Annotated in this window: 13 protein-coding genes; 9 read left to right on the top strand and 4 right to left on the bottom strand. The window is 34.4% G+C overall.

The window, feature by feature from the left end:
* Window positions 1-247: 247 nt before the first annotated feature.
* Window positions 248-1360, bottom strand: coding sequence for a hypothetical protein (locus tag ABWU73_RS03450; protein ID WP_264711505.1), 1113 nt, complete (start codon window positions 1358-1360; stop codon window positions 248-250).
* Window positions 1326-2522, bottom strand: a complete 1197-nt coding sequence (locus tag ABWU73_RS03455; RefSeq protein ID WP_265017813.1) for a hypothetical protein — start codon at window positions 2520-2522, stop codon at window positions 1326-1328. Before ABWU73_RS03455 ends, ABWU73_RS03450 begins: the two co-directional genes overlap by 35 nt.
* Window positions 2523-2841: 319 nt before the next feature.
* Between ABWU73_RS03455 and ABWU73_RS03460 the strand changes: the two genes are divergently transcribed.
* The 7 genes from ABWU73_RS03460 to ABWU73_RS03490 all read left to right on the top strand — a co-directional run bounded on the left by ABWU73_RS03460 (window position 2842) and on the right by ABWU73_RS03490 (window position 7614).
* Window positions 2842-4476, top strand: a complete 1635-nt coding sequence (locus tag ABWU73_RS03460; RefSeq protein WP_265017851.1) for a recombinase family protein — start codon at window positions 2842-2844, stop codon at window positions 4474-4476.
* Window positions 4477-4951: 475 nt separating this feature from the next.
* A complete protein-coding gene (gene dapB, locus ABWU73_RS03465) occupies window positions 4952-5737 on the top strand; it encodes a 4-hydroxy-tetrahydrodipicolinate reductase (RefSeq protein WP_264329570.1) in 786 nt (261 codons plus the stop codon).
* The gene (gene pstB, locus ABWU73_RS03470) at window positions 5734-6492 is read left to right on the top strand and encodes a phosphate ABC transporter ATP-binding protein PstB (protein ID WP_006280935.1); all 759 of its coding nucleotides are present in this window, start codon (window positions 5734-5736) and stop codon (window positions 6490-6492) included. The genes dapB and pstB overlap by 4 nt, the downstream gene beginning before the upstream one ends.
* Before the next feature lie 78 nt (window positions 6493-6570).
* Complete coding sequence (locus ABWU73_RS03475; protein WP_209472831.1) at window positions 6571-6873, top strand: transposase; 303 nt, start codon at window positions 6571-6573, stop codon at window positions 6871-6873.
* 122 nt (window positions 6874-6995) lie between these two features.
* Complete coding sequence (locus ABWU73_RS03480) at window positions 6996-7292, top strand: IS3 family transposase (RefSeq protein WP_094189604.1); 297 nt, start codon at window positions 6996-6998, stop codon at window positions 7290-7292.
* A 3-nt stretch (window positions 7293-7295) separates the two neighbouring features.
* A complete protein-coding gene (locus ABWU73_RS03485; protein ID WP_010082071.1) occupies window positions 7296-7457 on the top strand; it encodes a DDE-type integrase/transposase/recombinase in 162 nt (53 codons plus the stop codon).
* Window positions 7450-7614 carry an IS3 family transposase gene (locus ABWU73_RS03490; RefSeq protein ID WP_010082072.1) on the top strand — a complete coding sequence of 55 codons (165 nt, stop codon included), beginning with the start codon at window positions 7450-7452 and terminating at the stop codon, window positions 7612-7614. Before ABWU73_RS03485 ends, ABWU73_RS03490 begins: the two co-directional genes overlap by 8 nt.
* A gap of 179 nt (window positions 7615-7793) precedes the next feature.
* On the opposite strand, the gene prfB is transcribed toward ABWU73_RS03490, so the two are convergent.
* Window positions 7794-8898, bottom strand: a protein-coding gene (gene prfB, locus ABWU73_RS03495; protein ID WP_141456981.1) for a peptide chain release factor 2 whose coding sequence is annotated in 2 segments (ribosomal slippage) — window positions 7794-8822 and window positions 8824-8898 — 1104 coding nt in all. Because the reading frame shifts where the segments join, the coding sequence is not laid out codon by codon here.
* Between the two features lie 153 nt (window positions 8899-9051).
* On the opposite strand from prfB, the gene mgtE reads away from it, so the two are divergent.
* Window positions 9052-10422, top strand: a complete 1371-nt coding sequence (gene mgtE, locus ABWU73_RS03500; protein ID WP_265017723.1) for a magnesium transporter — start codon at window positions 9052-9054, stop codon at window positions 10420-10422.
* Between the two features lie 255 nt (window positions 10423-10677).
* On the opposite strand, the gene ABWU73_RS03505 is transcribed toward mgtE, so the two are convergent.
* The gene (locus tag ABWU73_RS03505) at window positions 10678-12138 is read right to left on the bottom strand and encodes a TrkH family potassium uptake protein (RefSeq protein ID WP_095742676.1); all 1461 of its coding nucleotides are present in this window, start codon (window positions 12136-12138) and stop codon (window positions 10678-10680) included.
* A gap of 141 nt (window positions 12139-12279) precedes the next feature.
* On the opposite strand from ABWU73_RS03505, the gene ABWU73_RS03510 reads away from it, so the two are divergent.
* Entirely contained in the window at window positions 12280-13338 is a 1059-nt protein-coding gene (locus ABWU73_RS03510; protein ID WP_244226868.1) for a hypothetical protein, read from the top strand.
* The last annotated feature ends 18 nt before the right edge of the window (window positions 13339-13356 follow it).

Genomic DNA, 13356 nt, shown 5'->3' on the forward strand with positions numbered 1-13356 from the left:
GAATTTGCCAATCTGCCATTCTGAATTTAGTAAAAATACAAGAAAATCAATATCTTATATAGTTTTGTACAAACGTCAGATTGGCAAGATGGCAAAAAATTGCCAACTAGAAGGAGTAGCCAAAAGCGCTCTTCTCAGGCTGGTTTCAGCAAGTTGGCAGATTGGCAAATTACCTTATATATATAAATATACTATGGTTATATCATAGTATATTATAAGTATAAATTGTACTACGTAAGAGAATTTTTTAGTATTTTTTTATAGTCAAAGTAAAAGGGTTAATCCGATAACCATGTGATGATCTTTGCCAACCAAGTGTTTGTATTACATCATTACGTTCAATACTTAATCCTAATTTCTCAGCCAATGTAGCTTTGATCGTTTTTTGCATCTTGTTTAATGGTTTTCTGATTTGATGTTCTAAATCTGCTTCTAAACTAAGTCCCAAGAGTTTTTCTAACTGGTTAATATTGAGAAGTGTATGTTTTTCAGGTGGCAGCTCTTTCTCGCAGTCATGTAAAAATTGCTTGAACAATATTCGAAAAATATTAAGACATGATACAGCTTTTTTATTTATAACTTCAACGCTATTAACATATACCATACCTTTAACTACCTGTAACTCCAAAAGCTTTGTTGGTACAATTGGTTCAACACGTTTAAGCGAAATATATGAAGCTGGTAAAACTTGCAAAGAAGTATTTTCTACTACCTTTGGTACTCCTCTTTTAGCTGCCTCTTGGAATATCTCAGTTAAAGTCTTAAGCTGACAAAACAGTTCTACCATTGGCACTATATATAGGCTCAATAATAGATTCGGTATATCTTTTTTTAGGGTGATGAGAACTGTCGGATGGACTCTAAGTTTATCTATGGTTAAAAATATTGCATCAGTACAAAAATCAAGGATTATTAGATTTACAATACGACCTTGATTACAAATATAATAAACTCCTTTTTCCACTTTTTCCCACATAAGTCTTGAATCATTCAACTTTGTTTCAAGCCAGTCTATGATCTTTTCTGTATTTAAGTATATGGATAAGAGATGAAATCTCTGTTTTTGATAAGTATTAGGCAGAATATGACGAGAACAGTTTTCACAAATAGCGTCATCACATGCTTCATCAAAGTCTGGATCAATGAAAATCTCATTGCTACAATTTGGATCAATTACATTTGGCCAATCAAGATGATCTTCTTCACGAGAACAAACAATATAGTACCTTTCTTGCATTTTTATTAATCCAAGATCAAATAAGTATCTTGCTGCTTTAATGTGATTTTGACTTAGATTAACCCAAGAACTATTTAAACTTAAAAGATCAGCAATTTGCTCGTGAAAGGATTTTAAGACCATAAGATTGTTCTATATGTTTCTTCAGTTCCTCTCTTTCCTTTTTATTGAGTGGATGCTCTGAATAATAAACTTCCCCACTTATTTTGAAAGAAAATGTTACCTTTTTGTTTTGGAACATTACTTTAGCTGATTGAATAGATTGTAGTATATTGCCAATAGATGACTTTAAAATATGTAACTCTGGTGCAATAGGATCATACGGCTTTACACTCAAAGTAAGATATGTATTACTATTTTTGAAATAATCTGACTTAAAATTTAACTCAAATATACAAATATTAGGGTCAGAACCCTCTATACATGCTTGAAGAAATTTATGCACTTGTAGTGGAAAGTTCTTATCCTGTATATTTACAAAAGTACATTCGCAGTTAAAATAACCACTTACAATACTATTTGCTATTTCCACAGCTTTATTAGTATTTTTAGCACAGAGATTAACCTTTGTACCATCAAGCGAAAAATCTAAAATCATCCACTCAGGTTTATGACCATGAACAACTTTGTTTGAATTAAGCAGTAAATCCATGTCACTTCCTCGACGTACAAACATATATATTCGATCTTGATGATGGAAAAAACCCTGCAACTGGTCATCATCTTTAAGTATCTGCTCTACGGCTTCTTGTGACATAAATTCCTTAAATGAAGTATTTATTTGTCTTGGTGATTTCTGTAGAGCAAATGATACGAAACCTTTCTTTTGTACTTTATCAAAGTGATAGACAAATTTTAGAAGTTTGCAATTTATGTGAAATAGTAAAAACAATAAGGATCTTTTATCATACTTAGTGTTATTTTTTATCAGGTATGATCTCATTAACTCTTGAGTAAGGGCAAATCTTGCTACTTCACTGACTGTAGCCTCAAGCTTTGTACAATCAAAGTAGCTAATGAGATAATAGTTAAAAAGAGAGTCAGAGTAACTGGTAAGTATCTTACGTTTTTGTTGAGTGGATCTATCGTCATAATCTCCGTCCTGAAAAAGTTGTCCATTTAAATGATTTTTAAAGCAATGCTGAAAAATGATGCTCAGTTGTTTACCAGAAAGGGAATCTAACCAAGATTGACGTATATTATAATCCTGAAAACGTTCTAGTAAAAGGTTGACCGGAACTTCTAAATCACTTTCCCAGAATTCGTAACTTGGATGAACATTCATACCATATTAAATAAGCTATATTATACATAATATGACAATTCAAGCAAAGATTTTTTGGACATAATTTTTTCAAATCTTGTATATTTAATTAGGGAGAATTTGTGTAAACTAGATAGCTTTCTTAAATGGAACATAAGGTGTGCATTGGTTTAGTTTAATAGAAGTCTCCTAACCTATAAAAAAATTCACAGGAAGAAAAACATGCAAAAAGGGGAATTAACTATTAATTGCCGTTATGAACCTCACAGGTTGGCGGGTACATATTTGGCAAATGCTTATGAACAATTATTGAAATGTAAAACAAAGGAGGTAGAAGAAAATGACAACGGTAAGCTTGTATGCAAGAGTTTCATCAAGACAACAGGCACAGGAGAATACAATAGAGAGTCAGATTGTAGAATTGGAGCGTCGCATTGGTAGTGATGGACATGAGTTATTAGATGAGCATAAGTTTGTCGATAATGGTTATAGTGGATCAAATTTAGAACGTCCTGGCTTAGAGAGTTTACGTGATAGAGTAGCAGAAGGTAAGATTGATAAGATATATATTCATTCACCTGATCGGTTATCACGCAAATCTGCATACCAAGCGCTCTTACTCGAAGAGTTTAGAAAAGCAGGTTCAGAGGTTGTTTTCTTAAATCATAAATTTGAGGATAACCCAGAATCTAATATGTTTTTAGGAATTCAAGGATTAGTAGCAGAGTATGAACGTGCAAAGATTATGGAACGTAATCGCAGAGGAAAACTTCATGCAGCTAAAACTGGCCGTATCAGTGTAATGAGTAATGCACCTTATGGTTATCGCTACATAGCAAAACATGTAGGTGAAGGAAGTGCTCAGTTTGAGATTAATGAAGAAGAGGCAAATGTAGTACGCAAAATATTTAATTGGGTTGGTCAAGAAAGAATAAGCATCAATGAAGTTATACGTAGACTTAGCGAGATATCGGTAATAACACAAACAGGAAAGGAACGTTGGAAAAGAAGTACTATCTGGAAGATGTTAAGAAATCCTGCTTATATAGGACGAGCAGCTTATGGTAAAACTAAGGCATGCTCGAAGCCACAAGTAAGGAAATCAAAAAAAGGAACTTGTGGTAAACTCAAAAATGGTCATTTTAGTAATGATAAAGAGAACTGGATTTACGTTCCAGTGCCAAAAATAATCAGTGATAATTTATTTGATTCAGTGCAAGTACAGCTAACTGAAAATAGGCAAAGGGCAAGAGCTCGAGAAAGAAAAGAAACTTTTTTGTTGCGGAGTTTAACAGTATGTCAGCGTTGCCAATATACTTATTGTGGTGTATATAGTAGAAATAAACGTTATTCTTACTACCGTTGTTCTGGCTCCAGGTTTAATGGCAACAGAATATGTGACAATAAATCAATACGCACTGATGTATTAGATGCAGTTATATGGGAAGAAGTCAAGAGTATACTAAAAGAGCCAGATAGGATTGCAAATGAATATCAACGTAGATTGTCAGAGAACAAAAAACCTCTACATAATCAAACACGTGAAAAGCAAGAAAGTAAGTTAAGATTAAGTATAAAAAAATTTATAGATAGCTATGCCAAAGGGTTTATAAGCCAAGAAGAATTTGAGCCAAGAATTACAACAATGAAACAGCATTTAAAAGAAATTGAGGAGGAAAAAGAAAAAGTACTTGATCAAAAGAAATTACAACAAGAATTGAGCCTTGTTACAGATAGCTTGAAAAACTTTTCCTCAAGTGTTGAATCAAAACTTGATCTGGTAGATTGGCAGACTAAGCAAAATATTATTAGAATGTTAATTCATCAAATTGAAATCAATCACAATCACTTGTATATAGTATTTCGCATAAAAAGTCTTGCAAACTTTGATCAAAATAGCCATAATAGAATTATGCAATGTTGTACTAGTCGTACAGACACTGGGATCTCATTTTACTTTATAATGATGTCATGAAAGTAGCTGACACTGGGATCCAGAAAACTTAATTTCAACCAAATAATAAAGGCTAGATCCCAGTGTCACGCACTGGGATGACAAAAAAAGGAGCACTGGAATGACAGTAGTCCTACGTCATACCGCGATTCATTCGCGGTATCTCTTAGCATAGATCCCGCTAACAAGTAGCGGGATGACGGTTGTCAGGGTGTCATCCCAGTGCCTTCTCCTGTCATCCCAGTGCCCAGACACTGGGATCCAGAAAAGTTTGCTTGTAAGCAAGCAAACTAGCATAGAAAAACGTTTTCGATGAGATTGCAGAAAGGCTAGATTCCAGACTGGAATGACATCGTTCACTATGTACCATATTGCAATAGTTGTGGTCAAGGCACTGGGATCTGAAATTGCAGTGTTCGTACAGCTATAGAATATAGATCAGAAGTGACAGAGCTTAAAAAAAGGCCTAACATTCTTAATAAACGTAAAAAGCTTTATGAAAATCAGAGTTGGAGTAATAGGCTGCTTAGGCAGAATGGGCAAAAAAATACTCAATGAATTAATTACAAATACCAAAGTGGAAATAGCAGGTGCTGTTGCCCGTTCAGGTAGTAAGTACATAGATTCAGATATTGGACCAATTATAGCCAATCTAGGAATTAAAGTTACAAGTTCTATTAGTGGCATATTTGAGTCATCTGACGTTGTAATAGATTTTACAACTAAAGAATGTATGTTAGACTGCCTTAAAGCAGCTGTAAAATTTAAAACACCGCTGGTTAGTGGCACAACTGGAATAGAAGGTGTCGATTTGAAAGAATATGCTGCTGAAGTTCCAATATTATGGTCAGCAAATATGAGTGTTGGGGTTAATGTGTTGCTGAAATTGGTAAAAAAAGCTGCTGAGCTTTTAGGTAATGAATATGACGTTGAGATTTGGGAAATGCATCATAGCTTAAAAAAGGATTCACCATCTGGAACAGCTATAGAACTTGGCAAAACAATTGCTAACGCTTCAAAAGTGGATTTTCAGTCCAATCAATATTTACATAGTGGTTCAAACATAAGGAAAAAGGGGGGAATAGGTTTTGCAGTATCTCGTGGAGGTGGAGTAATAGGAGATCACAGCGTGATGTTTGTTAATTCTGATGAACGGATAGAACTAAACCACAAAGCAATTGATCGCACAACATTTGCTAGAGGAGCTGTTCAAGCAGCAGTATGGCTATACGAAAATAAAAGAGAAATTCCGGGGCTCTATTCAATGCAGGATGTGATATGAGCAATACACGTGCCTCTGTTAAAGATTTAAATCTCTGGTACGGCTCTAAGCAAGTTTTATTCGATATAAATTTGAATATTTATAAAAGAAAAGTTACTACTTTTATCGGACCATCCGGGTGCGGTAAATCAACATTTTTGCGTTGTTTTAATCGTATGAATGACTATGTACCAGGTTGCAAAACTGTTGGTGAATTAGATATCGATGGGCTGGGTGATATATATTCACGCGATATGGATGTTGTACTACTTAGAGCAAAAGTTGGTATGGTATTTCAAAAGCCAAATCCTTTTCCAAAATCAATATATGATAATGTTGCTTGTGGGCCAAAATTGCATGGTATGGCGAAGGATAAGCAAAAATTGAATGAGATGGTGGAAAATAGTTTAACCAAGGTTGGTTTATGGGAAGAATTGAAGGACAGATTGCAAGATAGCGCACTCAATTTATCCGGTGGCCAACAACAGAGGCTATGCATCGCTCGCGCAATTGCAGTGAAGCCAACTATTTTATTAATGGATGAACCGTGCTCTGCTCTTGATCCAATGGCAACCAATGCAATCGAAAATCTTATACAAGAGCTGAAATTAAGATTTACTATAATTATGGTGACTCATTCAATGAAGCAAGCTAAAAAGTTATCTGATAGTGTAATTTTCTTTCATAATGGCAGAATTGTTGAGTCTGGAAGCACTCAAGAAATATTCGAAAATGCTCAATCTCCCTTAACAAAGGAGTATATCCTGGATCATTAAATTTCTGACCTTACCCAGAAAAAGTGGAGAGAAAGAAAAGAGTTTTTTTGGGTAAAATAAAATTTTGGAGGATTAGAAATGGTAAGAGAATATACGGCAGAATTCAAATTGGAAGCTGTTAAACTGGCAAATGAACAAAGAAAGGCAGGTCAAACAATTACAAAAATAGCAAGAGATTTAGGAATAAAGGGTGGTTTATTAGGAAAATGGATGAAGAAATATAACGAAAAAAAGTCAGCGGCAAATGCATTTCCAGGTAGAGGTAACATGGCTCCTTACGACAAAGAGAGGTTTGATTTACAAAGCAAGAGTAACAAGGGAAAGAGACATTTAAAAAAAAGCCCTGGCCAGTCAAAAAGAGTAAAATATTTTTTTATATAGTAACTGCTATAAAGTACAGGAATTATGTAGGATTTTCTGCTAGTGGCTACTATAAGTGGACCACAAGAAAAATAAGCAGTAGAGAATCAGCAAATAAAGAGCTACTCGAAGCTATTCAAAAAATATATCAAGTTTCTAAATGTAGATATGGAGCTCCTAAAATTCATGCTGAATTGAAGGCTTTGGGTAAAAGTTGCAATTTGAAAACGGTGCAAAGTATTATGCAGAAAAATGACATCAGGGCTATACTGAGAAGAAAGTTTAAAATTAAAAAACAACAAACAGATAATAGAGCTGTAGCTCCCAATATACTAGATCAAAACTTTATTGTTGATCAACCAAATAAAGTATGGGATTACTTACATCAAAACCAAGGAGGGATGGCTATATTTGGCAGCAATAATTCTCACGTATGGTAGTTAATGAGTAGTGCAATAAATAAACAATTGGTTATGAACTCTTTATTAATGGCCATTAATAGGCGTAAACCTGTTAAAAATCTACTGCTGCACAGTGACCAAGGTTCACAATATACTGCGCAAGGGTATCAATATCTCTTAGCTGTAAAGAATATAGATGAGTAATAAAGGCTGTTGTTACGACAATTCTGTTGCAGAAAGCTTCTTTAGCTCATTGAAAAGAGAAATACTTATTGATACTTCACAACACTCTGCTCAACAAACTAGAACTGCAATATTTGAATACATAGAAATTTTTTATAACAAACAACGTCACTATTAACTATTGCATTCCAGAACAATTTGATGCATCATTCTTTTTGTAAAAAACATTCCACACTTTCTCTCCACTTTTTCTGGGTAAGGTCACTTTTCCACTGATCATATTTAATCGCCATAACTTTACTCCTACTTTAACAATATTTTAATTATCATATATTATGGCAAGAAAGTCAACCCTACCTAATTTTGCTTAGTAAGCACACTAACTATGAAACAATCTATATTACCATCAAAAACAGAATTTATATTGCCCACTTCATGTCCGGTTCTTAAATCCTTCACCATTTGATATGGATGCATAACGTACGATCTGATCTGATTGCCCCAGCCTATATCGCATTTTTTACCATATTCTTCAGCCATTTTCTGTTCTTTTTTTTCCAGTTCAATTTGGTATAAACGTCCTTTAAGTAATTTTAACGCCTCATCTTTATTTCTGTGTTGAGAACGACCATTTTGGCATTGAACTACAACACCAGTTGGAATATGCGTAATGCGTACCGCACTTTCAGTCTTGTTCACATGCTGACCGCCTGCTCCGGAAGCACGATAGGTGTCGATCTTTAGATCCTTTTCATCCACAGCAATATCAATTGAATCTTCTATCACTGGAGTTACTCCTACACTTGCAAAACTGGTATGACGTTTACCATTTGCATCAAATGGCGATATTCTAACCAGCCTGTGAATTCCACTTTCACTTTTTGCCCACCCATAAGCTTTTTCTCCAACGATTTTTATCATTGCAGACTTTATACCAACTGACTCTCCTTCTAATTTTTCTACAACTTCAACTTTAAAGTTGTGATAAATTTCTGCCCACCTTATATACATGCGCATCAGCATTTCAGCCCAATCATTGCTCTCGGTTCCGCCAGCTCCTGAGTGGATTTCTAAAAAGCAGTTATTATTATCTGCTTCACCAGTAAATAAGGACTCTGTTTCTTTATACTTGATTAATTTCTCTAGCTTAGCTAATTCATTTTCAACTTCAGAGAAAAATTCTTCATCATTTTCATCAATAGCAGACTTCATTAAGCTGATGGCATCGTTGTAATCGCTTTCCAGCTTTAAAAACGACTCTACGTCATTCTTAATTTTAGAACGTTCTTTTAAAACTTCTTGTGCTTTTTGGTTATCTTGCCATAGGTCATCATTCGACGCTTGGGAGTCAAGCTCTTCAAGACGCAACTTTAATTTTTCTATGTCAAAGACACCTCCTGATAAGAGAAATACTTTTATTTAAGCTTTGAAAGTGTTCAAGAATTTCTGGATAAGTTTTCATTATACTTTAGATTTTAATATATTTACTATCAATAACAATAACAGTAAACAAAATAGAAATTTAACCATATGATAGTTAATTTAAATAATTTCATTATACTTTAATGTTTAAGGAAATCAAGCGCGTATATTTATTAAAAAACAAGGTAAAGTAATGAATATTGAAATAAGTTCCCATTATGGTTTAGACAAAAAGGCTATTGATGACTTAATAGAGTCACTTGATAACGAGGAGCTAGAGAATGTTCGTAATATTGTAAAAACGATAGACAGTGTTCAGTTAGCTTATTTTTTATCTACTTCGATCAGTGATCACAGGGAGAAATTAGTTAATATCCTCGATCAACATTTGTTAAGTGATGCCCTAGTGCATGTAGTGCCAGATTTACAAATAGAGATCATAGAAACATTGGGAATAGAAAATACAGCAAAGTTACTAATGCTCCTTGATGTAGAAGATATAGTAACCATAGTGAAAGATTTAGATAGAAAGTCTGTAGAAAATATACTTTACTATTTGCCCAGCAAAACTCAGAAATCGGTAGAGGAGTTGCTATCATATCCAGAAGAAAGTGCAGGAAGGTTAATACATAAAGATATGGTTATAGCTCCATATTATTGGACAATAAATCAACTGACAGAATTTGTGTGCAACTATAAAAAAATACCAGAAAAATTTCACCAGATATTCATTATCAACTCAAAATTAGAGCCTATAGGCAGTGTTAATTTAAATAAGGTAATATCTCACTCAGGAGACACAATAATAAAAGAGATAATGGATCATGACATAAAAATCATTAAAACTGGAATAGACCAAGAGGAAGTAGCAAGAATATTTAAAGATTACTCTCTATTATCGGCTCCGGTAGTAAATAAGAATGGTAAAATTATTGGTGTGATCTTAATTGAAGATGTGATAAAAGTTGTTCAACAAGAAACAGAAGAGGATGTACTCAAAATAAGCGGTGTATCTTCTAAAGCCGATATAAATGCCCCTATACATAAAACTATAATTAAAAGGCTACCTTGGTTACTGTTTAACCTCTTAGCTGCAACAATGTGTTCCATAGTAATTGGCTTTTTCGATGATGTAATAAAAAGTTTTATAGTGCTGCCAATAATCATGCCGATAATTGCATCAATGAGCGGAAATGCAGGATCCCAAACAGTAACGCTAACCATCCGGGCAATCGCAACAAAATATCTAACTGAGCAAAATGCAAAAAGAATACTGATGAAAGAATTTTTAATAGGTCTTATAAACGGGGTGATCTTATCTACTATTTCATTAGTAGTGTTAGCAATAAGGTTTCACAACTTCAAAGTGGAGATGATTTTTGTGGTCTCCATGATTATGATGTCAATTATTGCAACGTTCATCGGAACTTTCATTCCTATAATGCTTCATCGCTTAAAGTCTGACCCTGCCGTTTCTTCTTCAATCCTAACATCGGCAACAACTGATATTCTCTCAGCTTTTATATTTCTTGGTTTAGCTACGATCTTTTTATTAAATAGCTAATACTATCTATAGCTATACCGCCGCGAACCGTCATGCCGCGATTCATTCGCGGTATCTCTTAGCATAGATCCCGCTAACAAGTAGCGGGATGACGAGAAAGGGGCTACTTGGATGACATTCTTCTTGGTGTGCCCAAATCACAATGTTCGTACATCTGTGGATTTATTCGCGGTATAGATATCGCTAACGAGTAGCGGAATGACGGTTTTTCAAATTGTCGTAAGTCAGTTTAGCTATAATATCAAGTTTCACCAACTATTTCTCTCTATTAAATAAGAATAAATTACCTATACAAAAATAGATTGGCAATATTTCAAGTCTGCCAAGCAGCATTAAAAACGATAGAAATAATTTTACTTCATTACTGAAAGAAGAATAGTTACCTGAAGGACCTATTAAGTTGCTGAACCCTGGACCAGAGTTTGTAAGCGTTGCAGAGACTGAACTGACGCTAGTTATAAAGTCTGCATTGCTTAAGTAAGACATCACTATTGATGAAATGGTAAACGTTAACATGAAAATTGCAAAAAATATAAAGACAGAGTGAATTTCATCATTCTCCAGGGTTTTTCCATTGAATTTTACTCCATTGTCTGCATCAGGGTTTAATAAAAGGTAAAAGTAATTTCTTATAGACCTTAAAAGAACAATCAAGCGGAAGATTTTGACACCACCACTTGAAGAACCACTACATCCACCAACAAAGGTGAGAAAAAAAGCTAAGACTGAAATGAAACTCCAATCTATATGATTACAGATTGCATAACCAGTTGACGTAATCAAGGAAGTGATGGTAAATGTGCTGCATCTAAATGATAATGACACTCCTAAATCAACATTTTTATACAACCAAAAACAAGCAAATAAAGATGAGATAGTAGCTATCTTAACAAAGTAAGAGACCTGTTCATCATAGCAAATGTCTAACCGTCTTATAATTTTTAAATAGCTAAGAAAAGGCAGAGAACCCAAAATCATAAAAATGATCGTTATGACTTCTAACATAGGGTTATTATAGTGCCCTATAGAATCATTATAGTTAGCAAATCCACCAGTTGATACAGAGGACATTCCGTGGCATATTGCATCAAACAGTGGCATACCAGCTAGATAATAGGAAAATATACATAACAAAATTAAGCCATAATATATTGCCGTAACATGAATCACTACGCTTCGCGTATTCGGCAACTTCCTTTTGGTAGCATCTGAATACTCAGAATAAAGTAAATTATTTAGGCTGAGAACCTTAAACATAGGAAAAACTGCAATTCCTAAAGTGATTACACCAAAACCCCCCATGCCATGTAGCATTGCTCTCCATAGCAGTATTCCTGGAGATTGTTTTTCAATATCATTAAATATAGTTGCTCCTGTGGTTGTGATGCCAGATATCGTTTCAAACAATGCATCAACATAGCTCAGATTATCAAAATAGAAAGGAATAGCTGCAAACAGAGACAAGGCAATCCAGGTGCAACTAGTAATCGCAAAAATTGCTGGCATTCCATGCAATCTACTTAATTTACCGAGTAAAATAAAAATTGCGCCAGATGTGCAGGTAATTATGAATCCAGCGAGGAAATTTTTCCATTTGTAGCTGAGACATTTATTAGTAATAGCAGGAATAAGCATTGCTAAGCTAAACAGCAATAGGAATATTCCCACAATAAATACAATTGAACGCAAATTTTGTAAACGTTGATGATTTTTCATAGAATTACTTCCTCGCTATACAAAGCCATAAAAGCTACTCTAACGTCAAGCATTTTGTTGGCCTTTATTAACAGTTATTAACAATATACTTGATTTACTTGTAAATATGTGTGATAATTAAATTTTTATTAGAGGTAAGATATGGTTGAATTAACTGATATACAAAAAAAAATTCGAGCTTCATTAATTATAGCAATTAGCAATAACTACCCTCAAAAGGTCCAGGGCATATTCGACAATAATGAATGTGATAATATACAAGCAGTTTTGAACCACGAGGGGATTGGGGCTGGTTACAAAGATAATTTTTTAGATTTTGCTATTATTGGTCTTGACGCTGGAGTTAAAGTTCAAGGAGAAATTGGAGAAAACGTAGAGATCATTAAACAAATTTGGAAAGTTGCTAATCAGAAAACTCGTGATTTTGTGTGTTGTCGTGCAATAGAGAGTTTTCGAGGATTTGGCCTTTATAACATACCTGCTCTTAAAACAGTTATTCAAGAAATAGAAGAGCACAAGAGGGTAATGGATCTTGATATGGCACTAAGGCGTGCAATAAGAAGTCTTAATGTTGATCAAGTTAAAACAGCACTAGAGAATTGCGGTGAAGATGTAGAAAGTGTTTTGACGCGAAATGTATATTGGAGTGATGCTACTGATATTGATTGCTTGTTAATTTATCCTCTGATGGTTGACTATGAAAGAAATCTTGGCAAAGAAGAATTTGAAAAGATAAAAGAGATCACTAAACTTCTTTGGGATAAAGCTTCCCCTGATGTTCGTAACTTCTGGCTTGAAGACCACATGGTTAATAGAGAAGGTCAAAATACAGAAGATAACTATATAATAGGTTCTCTTGAAAAGCAACAAAAAGAGTATGCTAATATAGCTGGTGAGGGATGGCTTGAAGACTTTATTCAAGAAGTTAAGGGTTATAAAAAGGACAGAGAAATAAAGCTTAATGAATACAAAGGGAAGATCGCTCTAGGCGTTGTTGGACTATGCGTAGTTGGTGCTATTGCAGCCTATGTGCTGGCATATCCTGTAGTTGCATTAGTTTTAGAAGTTTCAGCAGTTTCAGCATTGGCTGTACTAGCTTATATTGGAGGAGTTTGTGAGAAATCAGAAAGTCCAAATACGAAAAGTTTGAACCCGGTTGTTTCTGGGTGTTGCAACAACGCAGAACTGCCTAATCAGTAATCCATTGTCATCCCAGCG

It is taken from the genome of Wolbachia endosymbiont (group A) of Andrena helvola (genome assembly GCF_964028415.1).
Lineage (GTDB): Bacteria > Pseudomonadota > Alphaproteobacteria > Rickettsiales > Anaplasmataceae > Wolbachia > Wolbachia pipientis.